This is a genomic window from Pseudomonas asiatica (assembly GCF_040214835.1).
Classification (GTDB): Bacteria; Pseudomonadota; Gammaproteobacteria; order Pseudomonadales; family Pseudomonadaceae; genus Aquipseudomonas; species Aquipseudomonas putida_Z.
In genome coordinates this window covers 5519924-5537071 of record NZ_CP157874.1, presented here as the reverse complement: position 1 = coordinate 5537071, position 17148 = coordinate 5519924, and the positions used below count along the sequence as shown (strand labels likewise).

The window sequence follows — 17148 nt, the reverse complement described above, 5'->3', positions numbered from 1 at the left end:
CATGCTTCGCAGCTTCCTGATGCTTGCCGCCTTTTTCGGCTTCACCGGTGTCGCTCTGGGCGCTTTCGCTGCCCATGGCCTGAAAAGCCGGCTGACGGCCGACTATCTGGCGATCTTTCAGACTGGTGTGACCTACCAGTTGGTGCATGCCCTGGCGATCTTCGCTGTCGCCGTGCTCTCGGTGCACCTGCCAGGGCGCCTGGTCGGCTGGGCTGGCGGCCTGTTTGCCGTGGGGATAGTGCTGTTCTCCGGTAGCCTGTACCTGCTGACCCTCAGCGGCCTGGGCAAGCTCGGCATCATCACCCCGATTGGTGGCCTGTGCTTCCTCGCCGGCTGGCTGTGCCTGGGCCTGGCAGCCTGGCGGCTCGGTTGACCGAGTGGTCCACAATCGCGACTAATGGCGTGCAGCGCCCTTGGGTTGCAGGGCGGTTCAGCGCTAGAATGCGGGCCCCCAAAGAACAATGGTGGCCGTGCGCATGCGCATTCAACTGAACGGTGAACCTTACGAATTGCCCGCTGGCGAAAGCGTCGCGGCCCTGCTGGCCCGCCTGGAGCTGACCGGGCGCCGCGTCGCGGTGGAACTTAACCTGGATATCGTGCCGCGTAGCCAGCACGACAGCACGCTGTTGAACGACGGCGACCAGGTCGAAGTGGTCCACGCCATCGGTGGCGGCTGATTCCGGCCGGCGATTCACCTGCAAGCCCAGCAACCTTTTCCCGAGGAACAACCATGAGCAACGTTCGTAGCGACAAGCCCTTTACCCTGGCCGGGCGTACTTTCCAGTCGCGCCTGCTGGTCGGTACCGGCAAGTACCGTGACATGGAAGAAACCCGCCTGGCCATCGAAGCCTCGGGTGCCGAGATCGTCACCGTTGCCGTGCGCCGCACCAACATCGGCCAGAACCCGGGCGAGCCGAACCTGCTCGATGTGCTGCCACCGGACCGCTACACCATCCTGCCGAACACCGCTGGCTGCTACGACGCGGTCGAAGCCGTGCGCACCTGCCGCCTGGCCCGCGAACTGCTGGATGGCCACAACCTGGTCAAGCTGGAAGTACTGGCTGACCAGAAAACCCTGTTCCCCAATGTGATCGAAACCCTCAAGGCCGCCGAAGTGTTGGTCAAGGATGGTTTCGACGTGATGGTCTACACCAGCGACGATCCGATCATCGCCCGCCAGCTGGCCGAAGCCGGCTGCATCGCGGTCATGCCGCTGGCTGGCCTGATCGGTACCGGCCTGGGTATCTGCAACCCCTACAACCTGCAGATCATCCTGGAAGAGTCCAAGGTTCCGGTGCTGGTCGATGCTGGCGTGGGTACCGCGTCCGACGCCACCATCGCCATGGAAATGGGCTGCGAAGCGGTGCTGATGAACTCGGCCATCGCCCACGCCCAGCAGCCGGTGCTGATGGCCGAGGCCATGAAGCACGCCATCGTCGCCGGTCGCATGGCCTACCTGGCCGGCCGTATGCCGAAGAAACTCTATGCCAGCGCCTCTTCGCCGCTGGATGGTCTGATCAAGTAAGAGCCCCTGATGACTGAATCGCACGATACGCCGATCACCCCCGACGGCGAAGCCCGCCCGCACCGCCGCATCAAGAGTTTCGTGATGCGCGCCGGGCGCATGACCGAAGGCCAGCAACGTGGCCTGGAGCAGGGCGGCCCGCTGTACATCCTGCCGCTGGCCGACAGCCCGGTGGACTACGACCAGGTGTTCGGCCGCTCGGCGCCGCGCACCCTGGAGATCGGCTTCGGCATGGGCCATTCCCTGCTGGAAATGGCTGCTGCCGCGCCTGAACAGGACTTCATCGGTGTGGAAGTACACCGCCCGGGTGTTGGCGCGCTGCTCAACGGCGTGCTGACCCAGGGCCTGAAGAACCTGCGGGTATATGACTGCGATGCCATCGAAGTGCTGAACCGCTGCGTGGCGGACAACAGCCTCGACCGCCTGATGCTGTTCTTCCCCGACCCATGGCACAAGGCGCGCCACCACAAGCGCCGCATCGTCCAGCTGGAGTTCGCCGAACTGGTACGGCGCAAGCTCAAGCCCGGTGGCGTGTTCCACATGGCCACCGACTGGGAACCGTATGCGGAGTACATGCTGGAAGTGATGAGCGCTGCCCCGGGCTATCGCAACCGTGCGGCCGACGGTACTTACGTGCCACGCCCGGAAGAACGCCCGATCACCAAGTTCGAACGCCGTGGCGAGCGGCTGGGGCACGGGGTTTGGGATTTGAAGTTCGAGAAGGTGGATTGACCGGCTGATACGGCCTTTCGATATGCCGATGCCTGCAGAAATGCAGGCGAAAAAAAACCGCCTTGAGAAGGGCGGTTTTTTTATGTGAGCGACAGGACTGAGAATCCTTCGCTCTGAGGTTTCACAGAAAACCCTCACACAGTTGGCTGATCATAGGCAGCGTAGCGGGGGAACGTCAATGCTCAGAAATATCCGGCATCACGTGTGTCGGAGCGGTTAACAGTCTTGGGTGAGCATTCCAAGTATCATCGCGCTGCTCCTGTGTGGATGAATCAGTGATGGGCCGGGTAGGAGAAGAATTCTGCTTTCCGGCCCCTTCGACACGGCCTGAGAACCGTGCCGGTGCACCTCTTCGAAGGGCCATTGACCTGGCCACTTCACAGAAGACTCTCACACAGTTTTCGAAGGCATCGAAGTACCGGTTAGATGCTGGAAGATTGGCCCGCCAACACGGAGGCCAAGGCATATGAAGCGTTTGCTTGATGCGCTGAGCCGCGTTTGGACGTTCATCCGGATCTTGACTGTGCTCAAGACCGTTCGGGACTTCATGCGCGATCACTTCGATGATGTCCAGTAAGGGCTAGTCAGGTGGTAGGGCTGCCCTGGTTCGCCGGGGCAGCTTTTACAACCCATCTCTGTACTCGCCAGATTACGCGGTCATTGTAGGAGCGGCCTTGTGTCGCGATGGGCCGCGTAGCGGCCCCAGGATGTCAGCGGTGAGGCAGCAATTGTTGGGGCCGCTTTGCGGCCCATCGCGACACAAGGCCGCTCCTGCAAGGTTCAGTGCAAGGCCGTGGCTCAGCCCCGTCGATCCGCCACCACCCCGATCAGCACCAGTACTACCAGCAACACTGGCGCCAGCGCGTAGTTGTTGAACTGGCTCAGCCCTTTCACCACCCAAGGCGTGGCATAGATCAGCGCCGCACCGCTGCCGATCATCACCAGCAAAGCCATGAACGGTACGCGCAGGGCGCCCGCCAGGCCGCCCAGGCGCTGTTCCACCCAGCCCTTGATATCGGTGCCGAACAGCACCAGCAGGCAGCCTACCAAGGCCAGTGAAATCTCCGACAGGTTGCTGCGGCTCCAGCGAGAAACCGTCGCGAGCAGATCAAGTACCAGATCCATGGGTCATCCTTAGGTCAAGAAATACTGCAGCAGGTCATTGAGGAACAACTGGCCCCTCGGCGTGGCCACCAGCCGATCCAGTTCGACCTGCAAAAGGCCCTTTTGTTCGGCAGCGCGGCGTGCCTCGCGCAGTTGTGCCAGCGGCAAACCGGTGCGCTGGGTGAACAGTTCGGCTTCCACCCCATCGATCAGGCGCAGGGCGTTCATCAGGAACTCGAACGGCAGCTCGTCGACTGGCAGCAGCTTTTCGCCGGCCTTGAACGGCTTGGCCAGGTTCAGGTAGTCCTTGGGCAGGCGGGTTTTCCAGGTGCGCAGGATGCGCCCGTCGGCGAAGGTCAGCTTGCCGTGGGCACCAGCGCCGATGCCGATGAAGTCGCCAAAGCGCCAGTAGTTGAGGTTGTGCCGGGCAGCACGCCCCGCCTGGGCATAGGCCGAGACCTCGTACTGGCGGAACCCGTGTTCGCCCATCAGTGCCTGGCCGGCCTCCTGGATATCCCAGAGGATGTCGTCCTCGGGCAGCTCGGGCGGCTGGTTCCAGAACACCGTGTTCGGCTCCACGGTCAGCTGGTACCACGACAAATGCGTCGGCCCCAGGTCGATGGCCTGGCGCAGGTCGCCCAGCGCGTCGTCGAGCGACTGGTCGGGCAGGCCGTGCATCAGGTCCATGTTGAAGTTGTCGAAGCCGGCGGCGCGTGCCATGCCGGCGGCGCGGACCGCTTCATCGCCATTGTGGATGCGCCCCAGCGCCTGCAGTTTGGCTGGCTGGAAGCTCTGCACACCGATGGACAGACGATTGATACCGGTTTGCCGGTAGGCCTTGAACTTGTCCTGCTCGAAAGTGCCCGGGTTGGCCTCCAGGGTAATTTCGATGTCCGGCGCAAACGGGATGCGTTGCTCTACGCCACGCAGCAGTCGGCCAAGGGCGTCGGCACTGAACAGGCTGGGGGTGCCGCCGCCGAAGAAGATCGAGCTGATCGGCCGGTCTTGCACGGCGGCCAGTTCCTGGTCGAGGTCGGTCAGCAGGGCGGCGACGTAGGCATCTTCCGGCAGTTCAGGCCCGGCAGCGTGGGAGTTGAAGTCGCAGTAAGGGCATTTGCGTACGCACCACGGGATGTGGATGTACAGCGCCAGCGGCGGCAGGCTGGTGAAGCCCGCCGCGCCGGGGGTGGACAGCGTTTCGATCATGCCAGGCCCAGACGTTGGCGCAGCAGGGCCATGGCGCGGGCGCGGTGGCTGAGCTGGTTCTTGTCCACAGGGGCCAGGTCGGCGCTGGAGCAGCTGCGCTCCGGTACCCAGAACAGCGGGTCGTAGCCAAAGCCGTGCTCGCCACTGGCCTCGAACATGATGCGCCCGTGCCACAGGCCTTCGCACAGAATCGGCAGCGGGTCGTCGGCATGGCGCACCAGTGCCAGGACGCAGACGAACTGTGCGCCGCGCTCGGCTTCAGGCACGTCTTTCAGTGCTTCGAGCAGCTTGGCGTTGTTCGCCGCGTCACCCTTGCCGTCGGCATAGCGCGCCGAGTAGATGCCCGGCGCGCCGCCGAGGAAGTCCACCGCCAGGCCCGAATCGTCGGCCAGGGCCGGCAGGCCGGAAATGCGTGCGGCGTTGCGCGCCTTGAGGATGGCATTCTCGACGAACGACAGGCCGGTTTCTTCCGGCTCGACCTGGCTGAACTCGCCGATCGAGCGCAGTTGCACGGACGCGCCGAGCATGGCCTGGAGTTCCTTGAGTTTGCCGGCGTTGTGGCTGGCCAATACGAGTTGCTGGAAATTCATCATTCGCCTGGGAAAACGTCCTGATTGAAGCTGAGGGAGTTGCTGATGCCGCCGGTTTCGATATTCAGGTCGAAGGTGACGGTTTCTGGCTGGTCGATCTTGAACTGGGCGATGTAGTACACCGCGCCCTGTTCGGTGATCTGCTTGAATGACAGCGGGCTGCTGCGCCCGGTCAGATCCTTGACCGTGCCGCTGACCACCGCCGTGGCGGGCTTGTTGGCCTTGAGCACGGCGATGTTGAGTACGCCCTGGTTCTTGCTGCGTACCAAGCCGGTGGCTGCGGCCACCTCCGGTGTCAGCATGCTCGAGGTGAACGCGCTGTAGTGCACCGTCACGTCGCCAAACACTTCCTTGCGCTCGGGACGGGCAGCATCGGCAGCCAGTACCGGCAGGGCCAGGCACAGGCTGATCAGGAACAGGGCTAGGCGACGCATGGGGTGATTCCTCCGGTGGGCGTCAGACCGCGAGCTGATGTTCTTGCAGGCCCGGGCTGCTGACGCGGTAGATGCCGATCTCACCTAGAAGATTAGGCCAAAGCCGGCCACCCCACCCGTTGCGGTGCAAGTGGTCGACCGCCAGGCGGTCTAGCACCTTGGCGCGGCGCTCGTGGCACAGCTCTTCGAAGTCGGCGAAGGTGCAGAAGTGGATGTTTGGCGTGTTGTACCAGGTGTACGGCATGAAGTCCGAAACCGGCATGCGGCCTTTGGTCGCCAGGTACCAGCGGCAACGCCAGTGGCCGAAGTTGGGGAAGGTGATGATGCACTGGCGGCCCACGCGCAGCATCTCGTCCAGGATGCGGTCGGGGTACTCCACGGCCTGCAGGGCCTGGGTCATGATCACCACGTCGAAACTGTTGCTGGCGAAGTTGCCCAGGCCCTTGTCCAGGTCTTGCTCGATGACGTTGACGCCCTTGGCCACGCAGGCGGCGATGTTGTCGGCGTCGATCTCCAGGCCATAGCCGGTGACCTGCTTGCGGTCGCGCAGCGAGGCCAGCAGTTCGCCGCTGCCGCAGCCCAGGTCGAGTACCCGGCTACCGGCGGGGATCCAGTCGTGGATGATTTCCAGATCGGCTCTCATGCTGTCCTCAGATGGCAATGCGGTTCATGTAGTTCGAGAAACCCTGCATGTAGCGAGGCGTGGGGATCAGGAAGGCGTCGTGCCCGTAAGGCGAGTCGATCTCCAGGTAGCAGACGTTCTTGCGCGCGGCCATCAGGGCGTCGACGATCTCGCGCGAACGGGCCGGGGAGAAGCGCCAGTCGGTGGTGAACGACATGATGCAGTAATCCGCCTTGACGTGGCTCAGGGTGGCCGCCAGGTCGCCACCCTGGGCGGCGGCGGGGTCGAAGTAGTCCAGCGCCTTGGTCATCAGCAGGTAGGTGTTGGCGTCGAAGCGCCCGGAAAACTCCTCGCCCTGGTAGCGCAGGTAGCTCTCGACCTGGAATTCGACGCTGTGGAAGTCGTAGTTGAGCTTGTCGCTCTTCAGCTCGCGGCCGAATTTTTCACCCATCGAGTCATCCGACAGGTAGGTGATGTGGCCGACCATGCGCGCCAGCATCAGGCCGCGCTTGGGGATCACGCCCTGGTCCTGGAACGAACCACCGTGGAATTCGGGGTCGGTGAGGATGGCCTGGCGTGCCACTTCGTTGAAGGCGATGTTCTGTGCCGACAGCTTGGGCGCCGAGGCGATGTCGACGCAATGGCGCACGCGCTCGGGGTAGCTGATGGTCCACTGCAGCGCCTGCATGCCACCCAGGCTGCCACCGACCACGGCGGCCCACTGCTGGATGCCCAGGCGCTCGGCGAGGCGCACCTGGCTGTGCACCCAGTCTTCCACGGTCAGCACCGGGAAGTCGGCGCCATAGGGCTTGCCGGTGGCCGGGTTGATGCTGCTGGGGCCGGTGCTGCCGTTGCAGCCGCCCAGGTTGTTCAGGCTGACCACGAAGAAGCGGTTGGTGTCGATCGGCTTGCCAGGGCCGATGCAGCTGTCCCACCAGCCCGGCTTGCGGTCGGTGGTGGCATGGTAGCCAGCGGCATGGTGGTGGCCGGAAAGCGCATGGCAGATCAGCACGGCGTTGCTCGCGCTGGCGTTCAGGGTGCCATAGGTCTCGTAGACCAGTTCGTAACTGGCCAGGGAGCGGCCACAAGCCAGTGCCAGCGGTTCATCGAACCGGGCGGTTTGCGGTACTACCAGACCGACGGAATCTTCGGGAAAGACAGTGGACATCGACCCTGCTCACGCTTGACGGAGGCGTAAGTCTAAAGAGCGCTACCCCCAGCGGCAAGCAGAGGCTTGTCGCTGGAAGCAACCAGGGTCAGGTGAGGCTCAGATCATCCGCCACAGCTCTTGTGGCATGCCGGCATAGGCGGCCAGCGGCGGCATGACAAACGACTGGATCACCTGGATCGCGAGGAAGGCGAAGATCGGCGAGATGTCCATGCCGCCCAGGTTGGGCACGATGCGGCGGAACGGCGCCAGCACCGGTTCGCTGATCTGGTAGGCCAGCTCGGCCGCCGGATTGTGGCTGTTGGGAGCAACCCAGGATACGATCACCATGACGATCATCGCGACCCAGAAAATCTTCAGGAACAGCGAGGTGATACCGATGATGGCCCACATCAGCAGGTGCAGGATGTCACCGAAGGTGCCGTAGGTGACCATCAGCACGAAAGCCATCAGCAACGCCTGGATGACCACCGACAACAGCAGCGACGAGGTATCCAGCCCACCAACGCTTGGGATGACCCGGCGGATCGGCTTGAGCAGCGGTTGTGTGGCGCGCACGGCGAACTGGCACAGCGGGTTGTAGAAGTTGGCCTTGACCAGCTGCAGGACGAAGCGCAGCAGGACGATCACCAGATACAGGCTGACCAGGGTTTGCACCACGAAGATCGCGGCGCCGGACAGTGCATTCATCTAAGGCTCCTTATTTGCCCAGTTGTTCGGCCAGCTCGGCGGAACGTGTAGCCGCAGCCTGCAGCGCCTGTTCGACGATGCCTTCGAAGCCGCTGGCCTGGAACGACTTGATCGCCGCTTCGGTAGTGCCGGCAGGCGAGGTGACACGGCGGCGCAGCTCGGCAGCGTCGACATCGCTGGCAACCGCCATGCGTGCGGCGCCCAACGCTGTCTGCAGGGTCAGCTGTGAGGCGGTTTCACGTGGCAGGCCAAGTTTTTCGCCGGCCGCGGTCATGGCTTCGATCAGCAGGAAGAAATACGCCGGGCCGCTGCCGGAGACAGCCGTCACGGCGTCCAGTTGCTGTTCCTGCTCCAGCCACAGGGCGGTGCCCACGGCCGACAGCAGTTGCTCGGCCTGCTGGCGTTGTTCGCTGGATACTTCCGCGGTGGCGTACAGGCCGCTGACGCCTTGGCGCAGCAGTGCCGGGGTGTTGGGCATGCAGCGCACCACAGGGCGAGCGCCGACCCAGCTTTGCAGGCTGGCGCAGGTGATGCCGGCAGCGATGGAAACGATCAGCTGGCCATCCTGCAGGTTCGGTTGCAGGGCTTGGCACACGGCTTTCATGACCTGGGGCTTGACCGCCAGGACGATGACGTCGGCACCATCGATGGCCTGGGCGTTGTTCTCGAAGGTTTCGATGCCGTGCTCGGCCTGGATGCGGCTGCGGGTCTCGGCGCCCGGGTCGCTGGCGCGGATCTGCGAGGCGTCCAGGCCCTGGGCACGCAGACCACCGATCAGGCTGGCGGCCATGTTGCCGGCGCCGATGAAGGCAATACGAGTCTTGCTCATGTCAGGTCCTTGTGGGAAAGAGTGAGTAAAGCATGGAATCAGGGCTGCCCGTAGTCGCGGGCACCGAACAGGGCGGTACCGATACGCACCCAGGTCGCACCCTGTGCAATGGCCGCTTCCAGGTCGTGGCTCATGCCCATGGAAAGGGTGTCCAGGCCAAGGCCAAGGCCTTCCTGCAACTGGCGCAGGGTGGCGAAGGCGGCTTCCTGGGCGGCGCGGTCATCAGTGGGTTCTGGGATGGCCATCAGCCCGCGCAGGCGCAGGTTGGGCAGCGCGGCTACCGCCTTGGCCAGGGCCGGCAGGTCGGCGGGGGCGCAGCCGGACTTGCTGTCTTCGCCGCTGACGTTCACCTGCAGGCAGATGTTCAGTGGCGCCAGCCCGGCCGGGCGCTGCTCCGAGAGGCGTTGGGCGATTTTCAGGCGGTCCACGGAATGTACCCAGTCGAAATGCTCGGCGATGGCTTTGGTCTTGTTCGACTGAATGGGGCCGATGAAGTGCCAGATCAAGGGCAGGTCGCCGAGTGCCTGCTGCTTTGTCAGCGCTTCCTGTAGGTAGTTTTCCCCGAAATCGCACACGCCGGCGGCGTGGATCTCGCGGATGGCGCTGGCTGGCTTGGTCTTGCTCACGGCCAGCAACTGGACGCTGGCCGGATCACGCCCGGCAGCCTGGGCAGCGCCGGCGATTCGGGCGGAAATAGCGGAAAGGTTGTCTGCTAGGGTGGACATGGACTGATGCCGGCGGCTGTGGGGTTTGCGGCATTCTACCTACTTGAAGGCCTTTGGGGAGTCTCATGGATGTGACCGACCTGTTGGCCCGGGCCGTGGATGCGGGGGCTTCCGACCTGCACCTGGCGGCGGGCCAGATACCGATGCTGCGCCTGGATGGCGAGCTGCAGCGCATGGCCCTGCCGACCTTGGGCCCTGCCGCCTTGACCGAGGGCATGGCACCCATGCTGGATGAAGACCAGCGCCGACAGTGGGCCCAGGGTGATGAGCTGGACCTGGCGCTGGAATTGCCGGTGCTGGGGCGCTTTCGGCTGAACCTGTTTCGCCAGTTGCATGGCCCTGCGGCCACCTTCCGCCTGATCCCGGGGCATATCGCCACGCTCGATGAACTCGACCTGGGGGATGTGTTTCAAGCTGTTGCGCAATGCAGCGATGGCTTGATCCTCGTGGGTGGGCCGACCGGCAGCGGCAAGACCAGCACCTTGGCGACACTGCTTGACCAGCTGAACCGCGGTCGGGCTCTGCATATCATCACCCTCGAAGACCCTGTCGAAGTTATCCACAGTAGCCAGCGCAGCCTGGTCAACCAGCGTGAGGTCGGCCGCCATTGTGGTGGGTTCGCCCAGGGGCTGCGCAGTGCCCTGCGTCAGGACCCGGATGTGATCATGATCGGTGAGCTGCGCGACCTGGAAACCATTCGCCTGGCCTTGCGCGCGGCCGAGACCGGACACCTGGTGCTGGCGACCGTGCATACGCGTTCGGCGGTGAGCAGTATTGACCGGTTGGTGGAGGTGTTCGCTGCCGAAGAGAAGCCGCTGGTGCGGGCGATGCTGGCCGAGTCGTTGCGCCTGGTGGTGGCGCAGGTGCTGGTCAGGCGTGCGGGCGGTGGGCGGGTTGCTGCGCGGGAAGTGCTGGTGGTGACGCCAGCGGTGCGTAACCTGGTTCGGGAAGGGCGGATGGCGCAGTTGTGTTCGGTGATGCAGGCGGGTGGTGCGGACGGGATGCGGACGATGGAAGGGGCGATGCGGGGGTTGAAGGAGAGGGGGCTGATCAGCGATCTATAGTGCCTGTGCTGGCCCTTTCGCGGGTAAACCCGCTCCCACATGGATAACACAGCCTTCGAATGCTGTGGTGTACCTGTGGGAGCGGGTTTACCCGCGAAGAGGCCCGGACAGGAGAGCGCCGATCAGATCAGCGCTTGGCCAGGTTCAGCTGCTGCTGTTCTTTCGGCAGCACTCGCTTGGCCACCACGTAATGCTTCTGCCAGTAAGGCTTGCTCAGGGTGTCGATGCTTACCCGCTTGCCACGGCGTGGAGCATGGATGAAGCGGTCGTTGCCCAGGTAGATGGCAACGTGGTTCACCCGGCGGCTCTTGATGTTGAAGAAAATCAGGTCACCTGGCTTCAGGTCACCCTTGGCTACCTTGACGCCGTGGCCCTGGGCCATGGCATTGGAGGTGCGCGGCAGGTCGACGTCGGCGACGTCGTTGAAAGCGTATTTGACCAGCCCGCTGCAGTCGAAGCCTTTCTTCGGGCTGCTGCCGCCCCAGACATAAGGGGTGCCGAGCACATTCACCGCACGGCTGAGCACATCGCTGCTCTGCTTCGGCGACATGGCGGCGACCGGTACACCGGGCACGCTGCGGCTGCTGGCGGCATTGCTTGGGCGGGTGCGCAGCGCGGTCTGCTTGACCGGTGCGTGTCTTACCGAGGCATTGGTGGTGTAGCCGGTAAAACCATTGGGAAGACGTTGCTCACGATTGGTGGCGTGGGCGGCCAGGGGCAATAATAGGCAGAGGGTCAGCCATGTCTTGAGTAAAGGCGGCATAGATGAAGCTCTTATGAATAGTTATGTGTTGGGCGCGCAACTTTATAACAGCTTTTTGATCAATCTTTGATCCGTTGGTCGATTGTCCAGGTGCCGTACGTCGGCCTGCGACAAGAAAGTCACATTTTTTCTTAGAAAATTTTCGGATAACCCACGGGGGCTATGAATGAACAGTTATCAACAGGGGGCGCCGTTTCACGACACCCACAGCAAGACCATTGGCTACCTGCTATGGATTTTCGGCTTTACCGGGTCGCATCGTTTCTATTACGGCAAGCCAGTAACCGGCACCATCTGGTTCTTCACCCTGGGCCTGCTGGGCATCGGCTGGTTGATCGACCTGTTCCTGATCCCGTCCATGGACCGTGAAGCCGACTTCAGGTTCCAGTCCGGGCGCATTGACTACAACATCGCCTGGATCCTGCTGACCTTCCTCGGGGTGTTTGGGTTGCACCGGCTGTATCAGGGCAAGTGGATCACCGCGATCATCTACTTCTTTACCGGCGGGCTGTTCCTGGTGGGGGTGCTGTATGACTTCTGGACGCTGAACAGCCAGGTTTCCGAGCGGAATGCGGGGCGGGGTTGACGCACAGCCCTTGTGGGAGCGGCCTTGTGTCGCGAAAGGGCTGCAAAGCAGCCCCAGCATGCTCAGCAGCACCGCTGAAATCCTGGGGCCGCTTTGCGGACCTTTCGCGACACAAGGCCGCTCCCACAGGGCCGCAAACGCAGGTTACTGACGGGTCTGCCGCTGTTGCAGCAGCAGGTTGCTGAAACCTGCCCCAGCCAGTTGCTTCTGCGCCCCGGTCAGCTGCTCGCGGTTGCTGAACGGGCCCACCAGTACGCGGTACCAGGTTTCGTCCTTGACCGTGCCCGACTCCACCTTCACCGACTGACCCAGCAGGATGATCTGCGCGCGCACCTTGTCGGCATCGGCCTGCTTGCGGAACGAACCGGCTTGCAGGAAGAACTGGGTGGTTGCCGCCGGCTTGATCACCGGTGGTGCCGGTGGCGGGGTCTGGCCCATCAGCGCCGCCTGGGCTCGCGCCGTGTCGATTTTCGCCGCTTCAGCCGGCGTCACCGGGGTCACCGGCTGGGCCGGGACGGGTGGCGTCTTCTCTGGCACGGCCTCCGGCGGCACGATCACCTCCGACTCCGGCAGCAGCGTGTAGAAGTCGTACTTCGGCTTCACCGGCTGCTGCGGGGTGGCCTGCGCCGGCTTGCCGGCTTCGGCCACTTTCTCGGCCTTCTGCTGCTCGGGCTTGGTGCGCTTGATGTCTTCGCCACCGGGCTCGAGCTTCATCAGGAACACGATGAACGCGCCTACGGTCAGGCCAACCGCCAGCCATACCCAACCGGGGATCGGCTGCTTGGCCGGCGCCGTCTGGCGGCTGGCGCCGCGTTTGGGTGCGGGTTTTTTCTTGGCAGCCAACTTACATGCGCTCCAGGGTTTCCAGGCCGAGCAGTTCCAGACCTTGCTTGAGAGTGCGGCCGGTCAGCGCCGCGAGGCGCAGGCGGCTCTGCTGCTGCTGCGGGGTTTCGGCGGCAAGAATCGGGCAATTCTCGTAGAAGCTGGAGAACAGGCCGGCCAGGTCGTACAGGTAGCTGCACAGCACGTGCGGCGTGCCCTTGTCGGCGACGTTGTTGAGGATTTCGCCAAACTGCGCCAGGCGCGCGGCCAGGTCTTGCTCGTGGGCAGCCTGCAGCACGATGTTGCCGTCGACTTCATCGAAGCCCTTGCCCAGTTTGCGGAATACGCCGGCCACGCGGGTGTAGGCGTACAGCAGGTAAGGCGCGGTGTTGCCTTCGAAGTTGAGCATCAGCTCGAAGTTGAAGCTGTAGTCGCTGGTGCGGTGCTTGGACAGGTCGGCGTACTTCACTGCGCCAATGCCAACCACTTCGCCGATGTGGCGCAGCTCTTCGTCGGCCAGGCTCGGGTTCTTTTCCTTGACCAGCGCGTAGGCGCGCTCCTTGGCCTCGGTGAGCAGGTCGATCAGCTTCACGGTGCCGCCGTCACGGGTCTTGAACGGGCGGCCATCGGCGCCGTTCATGGTGCCGAAGCCCATGTGCTCCATCTGCATCGGGTGGCCGACGAAGCCTGCGCGGCGTGCAACTTCGAACACCTGGTTGAAGTGCAGGGCCTGGCGCTGGTCGACGAAGTACAGGGCGCGGTCTGCCTTGAGCACGTTGCTGCGGTAGCGCACGGCAGCCAGGTCGGTGGTGGCGTACAGGTAGCCGCCGTCGGCCTTCTGCACGATCACCGGCAGTGGTTCGCCTTCGCTGTTCTTGAACTCGTCGAGGAACACGCACTGCGCGCCCTGGTCTTCGACCAGCAGGCCCTTGGCCTTGAGGTCGGCGACCACGTTGGCCAGGTCGTCGTTGTAGGCGCTTTCACCCATCACGTCGGCCATGGTCAGCTTGACGTTGAGCAGCTCGTAGGTCTTCTGGCAGTGCGACAGCGAAATGTCCTTGAAGCGCGTCCACAGGGCCATGCAGTCCGGGTCGCCGGCCTGCAGCTTGACCACCAGGCCGCGGGCGCGGGTGGCGAATTCTTCGGACTCGTCGAAGCGTTTCTTGGCGGCGCGGTAGAAGTTCTCCAGGTCCGACAGCTCGTCGCTGGTGATCGGGTTTTCTTCCAGGTAGGCCAGCAGCATGCCGAACTGGGTACCCCAGTCGCCCACGTGGTTCTGGCGGATCACGTCATCGCCGAGGAACTCCAGCACGCGCGCCACGCTGTCACCGATGATGGTCGAACGCAGGTGGCCGACGTGCATCTCCTTGGCCAGGTTGGGTGCCGACATGTCGATCACAACCTTTTGCGCAGGGCCGGCCTTGCGCGCGCCCAGGTGGGCGTCGGCCAGTGCGGCATCCAGGCGGTTGGCCAGGGCGTCGGTGTTCTGGAAGAAGTTGAGGAAGCCGGGGCCGGCGATCTCGACCTTGCTGATGTCGGCGCTGGCCGGCAGGGCATTGATCAGTTTCTCGGCCAGGTCGCGCGGCTTCATGCCGGCCGGCTTGGCCAGCATCATGGCGATGTTGCTGGCGAAGTCGCCGTGGGTCTTGTCCCGGGCGTTTTCCACCTGGATCGCCGGCGACAGCCCTTCAGGCAGCACACCGTCGGTGACGAGTTGGGTGAGGGCTTGCTGGATCAGCTGGCGAATGGTGTCTTTCATGGGGATCTCTTTTCGACCGCAAGCGCGGTGGAGCGCTTGGATGCGCAGGTGGAAAAACTGGGCATTATCCGTGGCTGGGGGCGGGTTGCCAACCTTTGGGGGTTGCTTGCCTTGAGAATGCCGGGGCCGCTTTGCGGCCCATCGCGACACAAGGCCGCTCCTACAGGCGTTACGCGCCCCCGTGTAGGAGCGGCCTTGTGCCGCGATGGGCTGCAGAGCAGCCCCAACGTCAGTACAGGTCGACTGGATCGACATCCAGCGACCACCGCACCTGGCGCCCGCTCGGCATCTGCTCCAACACTAGCAACCAGGCGCTGATCAGTCGATGCAAAGGCGCCCGCGTATTGGCCTGTATCAACAGTTGCGCGCGGAAGCGCCCGGCGCGGCGCTCCATCGGTGCTGGTACCGGCCCCAGCAACTCGATGCCGGGCAGGCGCTGTTCGGCCACCAGGCGCTCGGCGGCGGCGCAGGCCTCGTCGAGGAAACCTTCGGCCTGCCCGGGCTTGTGCGCTTCGGCGCGCAGCAGCGCCAGGTGCGAGTAAGGCGGCAGCCCGGCGGCGCGGCGTTCGTCCAGGGCCTGCTCGGCGAAGGCGAAGTAGCCCTGCTCGGTAAGCTGCACCAGCAGCGGATGGTCGGCCAGGTGGGTCTGGATGATGACCTTGCCGGGTTCCTCGGCCCGCCCGGCCCGCCCGGCAACCTGCACGATCAGCTGTGCCATGCGTTCGCTGGCGCGGAAATCGCCGGAGAACAGCCCGCCATCGGCATCGAGGATAGCCACCAGGGTCACCCGCGGGAAGTGATGGCCCTTGGCGAGCATCTGGGTGCCGACGAGGATGCTCGGCTGGCCGCGCTGGATGGTGCTGAACAGGTTGTGCATGGCGTCCTTGCGCGCCGTGCTGTCGCGGTCCACACGCAGGATCGGGTAATCCGGGAACAGCACTTTCAGGCGTTCCTCGGCACGCTCGGTGCCGGCGCCGACCGGGCGCAGGTCAACGTGGTTGCACTGCGGGCACTGCTGCGGCAGGCTCTCGTCATAGCCGCAATGGTGGCAACGCAGCACGCCGGAGCGCTGGTGCACGGTCATGCGCGCATCGCAGCGCGGGCATTCGGACAGCCAGCCACAATCGTGGCACAGCAAGGTCGGGGCGAAACCGCGGCGGTTGAGGAACACCAGTACTTGCTGGCCCGCTTCCAGGGTTTGGCGGATGGCCTGCTGCAGTGGGCCGCTGATGCCGCTGTCCAGCGGCAGGCTCTTCACATCCAGGCGCAGCATGCGTGGCGGGCGGGCACCGCCGGCGCGCTGGTTCATGCGCAGCAGGCGGTAGCGACCGGTCAGGGCGTTGTGCAGGGTTTCCAGCGATGGCGTGGCAGAACCGAGCAGGATCGGGACGTTTTCCTGGTGGGCGCGCACCAGTGCCAGGTCGCGGGCATGGTAGCGCAGGCCTTCCTGCTGTTTATAGGAACCGTCGTGCTCCTCGTCGATGATGATCAGACCGGGGTTCTTCATCGGCGTGAACAGCGCCGAGCGGGTGCCGATGATGATGTCGGCCTCGCCGTCCCGGGCTGCCAGCCAGGCATCCAGGCGTTCGCGGTCGTTCACCGCCGAATGCAGCAGGGCGATGCGGGCGTTGAAGCGTTGCTCGAAGCGGGCCAGGGTCTGCGGGCCGAGGTTGATCTCCGGGATCAGCACCAGGGCCTGCTTGCCGGCTTCCAGTGTTTCGCGGATCAGCTGCAGGTACACCTCGGTCTTGCCGCTGCCGGTGACACCGGCCAGCAGGAAGGCGCCGAAGCCGCCAAAGCCTTCGCGCACGGCGTCGAAGGCGTCGCGTTGCTCTTCGTTGAGCGGCAGTTCCGGCTGTGCCAGCCAGTGTTCGTGGCGCAGCGACGGCAGGTGGCGGCGGACCTCGATCTGCACCAGGTCCTTGGCCAGCAGCAGGTCGAGGCTGTCCTTGTTCAGGTTGAGCTTGGCCAGCAAGCTGTGGGCCACGCCGTGCGGGTGCTGGGCCAAGGTCTTGAGGGCATCGCGCTGGCGTGGTGCGCGGGCGATGCGCGGGTCTTCCAGGCGGGCGCCGGGGGCGACGTGCCAGAAGCGCTCCTGGCGCATCTCGGCGGGTTCGCCCTGGCGCAGCAGGGTCGGCAAGGCCCAGCTCAGGGTGTCACCCAGGCTGTGCTGGTAGTACTGGGCGGTCCACAGGCACAACTTGAACAGCGACGGCGGGATCGGCGACACCGGGTCGAGCAGGGCGCTGGCCGGCTTGAGCTTGTCGGCGGGCACTTCGCTCTGCTCGCACACCTCCACCAGCACGCCGATCATTTCGCGGCGGCCGAATGGCACGCGAATGCGCATGCCCGGGGTCAAGGCCTGGCGCGCCATGCTTGCCGGCGCCTTGTAGTCGAACAGGCGACGCAGCGGGGAGGGCAGGGCAAGGCGCAGGATGACGTCGGACACGCGGAAAGTCTCGGAGGGCGTTTCAAAGACTGGCGAGCCTAGCAGACGACGGTCGGTGCAAGCGACAACTTGCGTTGGCG

19 protein-coding genes are annotated in these 17148 nt (G+C 64.3%); 6 read left to right on the top strand and 13 right to left on the bottom strand.

The features are described 5' to 3' along the window. Nucleotide 1: 1 nt before the first annotated feature. The 4 genes from ABNP31_RS24655 (at nucleotide 2) to trmB (ending at nucleotide 2257) form a co-directional block, all read left to right on the top strand. Complete coding sequence (locus ABNP31_RS24655; protein WP_015272153.1) at nucleotides 2-373, top strand: DUF423 domain-containing protein; 372 nt, start codon at nucleotides 2-4, stop codon at nucleotides 371-373. Nucleotides 374-476: 103 nt separating this feature from the next. Next, complete coding sequence (gene thiS, locus ABNP31_RS24650) at nucleotides 477-677, top strand: sulfur carrier protein ThiS (protein WP_003257817.1); 201 nt, start codon at nucleotides 477-479, stop codon at nucleotides 675-677. A gap of 53 nt (nucleotides 678-730) precedes the next feature. After that, nucleotides 731-1525: a thiazole synthase gene (locus ABNP31_RS24645; protein WP_013974625.1), complete on the top strand. Its 795-nt coding sequence runs from the start codon at nucleotides 731-733 to the stop codon at nucleotides 1523-1525. A gap of 9 nt (nucleotides 1526-1534) precedes the next feature. Continuing rightward, a complete protein-coding gene (gene trmB, locus ABNP31_RS24640) occupies nucleotides 1535-2257 on the top strand; it encodes a tRNA (guanosine(46)-N7)-methyltransferase TrmB (RefSeq protein ID WP_013974624.1) in 723 nt (240 codons plus the stop codon). A gap of 798 nt (nucleotides 2258-3055) precedes the next feature. Here trmB and ABNP31_RS24635 read toward each other — a convergent pair. The 9 genes from ABNP31_RS24635 to ABNP31_RS24595 all read right to left on the bottom strand — a co-directional run bounded on the left by ABNP31_RS24635 (nucleotide 3056) and on the right by ABNP31_RS24595 (nucleotide 9625). Continuing rightward, nucleotides 3056-3382: a DUF3392 domain-containing protein gene (locus tag ABNP31_RS24635; RefSeq protein WP_003257821.1), complete on the bottom strand. Its 327-nt coding sequence runs from the start codon at nucleotides 3380-3382 to the stop codon at nucleotides 3056-3058. A 9-nt stretch (nucleotides 3383-3391) separates the two neighbouring features. Beyond that, complete coding sequence (hemW, locus tag ABNP31_RS24630) at nucleotides 3392-4567, bottom strand: radical SAM family heme chaperone HemW (RefSeq protein ID WP_085663457.1); 1176 nt, start codon at nucleotides 4565-4567, stop codon at nucleotides 3392-3394. Beyond that, nucleotides 4564-5160 carry an RdgB/HAM1 family non-canonical purine NTP pyrophosphatase gene (rdgB, locus tag ABNP31_RS24625; protein WP_003257822.1) on the bottom strand — a complete coding sequence of 199 codons (597 nt, stop codon included), beginning with the start codon at nucleotides 5158-5160 and terminating at the stop codon, nucleotides 4564-4566. Before rdgB ends, hemW begins: the two co-directional genes overlap by 4 nt. Continuing rightward, nucleotides 5157-5591 (bottom strand): DUF4426 domain-containing protein, encoded by a 435-nt coding sequence (locus ABNP31_RS24620; protein WP_025340971.1) that lies wholly within the window; start codon nucleotides 5589-5591, stop codon nucleotides 5157-5159. The genes rdgB and ABNP31_RS24620 overlap by 4 nt, the downstream gene beginning before the upstream one ends. A 22-nt stretch (nucleotides 5592-5613) precedes the next feature. Further along, complete coding sequence (gene metW / locus ABNP31_RS24615) at nucleotides 5614-6234, bottom strand: methionine biosynthesis protein MetW (protein WP_015272149.1); 621 nt, start codon at nucleotides 6232-6234, stop codon at nucleotides 5614-5616. Nucleotides 6235-6241: 7 nt separating this feature from the next. Then, a complete protein-coding gene (gene metX / locus ABNP31_RS24610) occupies nucleotides 6242-7381 on the bottom strand; it encodes a homoserine O-succinyltransferase MetX (protein WP_085663458.1) in 1140 nt (379 codons plus the stop codon). Between the two features lie 99 nt (nucleotides 7382-7480). Beyond that, nucleotides 7481-8071 (bottom strand): YggT family protein, encoded by a 591-nt coding sequence (locus ABNP31_RS24605; RefSeq protein ID WP_013974619.1) that lies wholly within the window; start codon nucleotides 8069-8071, stop codon nucleotides 7481-7483. Between the two features lie 10 nt (nucleotides 8072-8081). Continuing rightward, the gene (proC, locus tag ABNP31_RS24600) at nucleotides 8082-8900 is read right to left on the bottom strand and encodes a pyrroline-5-carboxylate reductase (RefSeq protein ID WP_085663459.1); all 819 of its coding nucleotides are present in this window, start codon (nucleotides 8898-8900) and stop codon (nucleotides 8082-8084) included. A 38-nt stretch (nucleotides 8901-8938) separates the two neighbouring features. Continuing rightward, complete coding sequence (locus ABNP31_RS24595) at nucleotides 8939-9625, bottom strand: YggS family pyridoxal phosphate-dependent enzyme (protein ID WP_085663460.1); 687 nt, start codon at nucleotides 9623-9625, stop codon at nucleotides 8939-8941. A 65-nt stretch (nucleotides 9626-9690) separates the two neighbouring features. On the opposite strand from ABNP31_RS24595, the gene ABNP31_RS24590 reads away from it, so the two are divergent. Then, on the top strand, nucleotides 9691-10689 hold the full coding sequence (locus tag ABNP31_RS24590; RefSeq protein ID WP_085663461.1) for a type IV pilus twitching motility protein PilT: 999 nt from the start codon (nucleotides 9691-9693) through the stop codon (nucleotides 10687-10689). Between the two features lie 127 nt (nucleotides 10690-10816). On the opposite strand, the gene ABNP31_RS24585 is transcribed toward ABNP31_RS24590, so the two are convergent. Beyond that, nucleotides 10817-11452: a C40 family peptidase gene (locus tag ABNP31_RS24585; protein WP_085663462.1), complete on the bottom strand. Its 636-nt coding sequence runs from the start codon at nucleotides 11450-11452 to the stop codon at nucleotides 10817-10819. 166 nt (nucleotides 11453-11618) lie between these two features. Between ABNP31_RS24585 and ABNP31_RS24580 the strand changes: the two genes are divergently transcribed. Beyond that, on the top strand, nucleotides 11619-12038 hold the full coding sequence (locus ABNP31_RS24580) for a TM2 domain-containing protein (protein WP_350012846.1): 420 nt from the start codon (nucleotides 11619-11621) through the stop codon (nucleotides 12036-12038). Between the two features lie 144 nt (nucleotides 12039-12182). Here ABNP31_RS24580 and ABNP31_RS24575 read toward each other — a convergent pair whose 3' ends face one another. From ABNP31_RS24575 to ABNP31_RS24565, 3 genes are all read right to left on the bottom strand, one after another. Then, nucleotides 12183-12881 carry an SPOR domain-containing protein gene (locus ABNP31_RS24575; RefSeq protein WP_025340965.1) on the bottom strand — a complete coding sequence of 233 codons (699 nt, stop codon included), beginning with the start codon at nucleotides 12879-12881 and terminating at the stop codon, nucleotides 12183-12185. A gap of 1 nt (nucleotide 12882) precedes the next feature. After that, a complete protein-coding gene (gene argS, locus ABNP31_RS24570; protein ID WP_013974613.1) occupies nucleotides 12883-14619 on the bottom strand; it encodes an arginine--tRNA ligase in 1737 nt (578 codons plus the stop codon). Nucleotides 14620-14848: 229 nt separating this feature from the next. Then, a complete protein-coding gene (locus ABNP31_RS24565; protein WP_238067028.1) occupies nucleotides 14849-17068 on the bottom strand; it encodes a primosomal protein N' in 2220 nt (739 codons plus the stop codon). Nucleotides 17069-17148 lie beyond the last annotated feature (80 nt).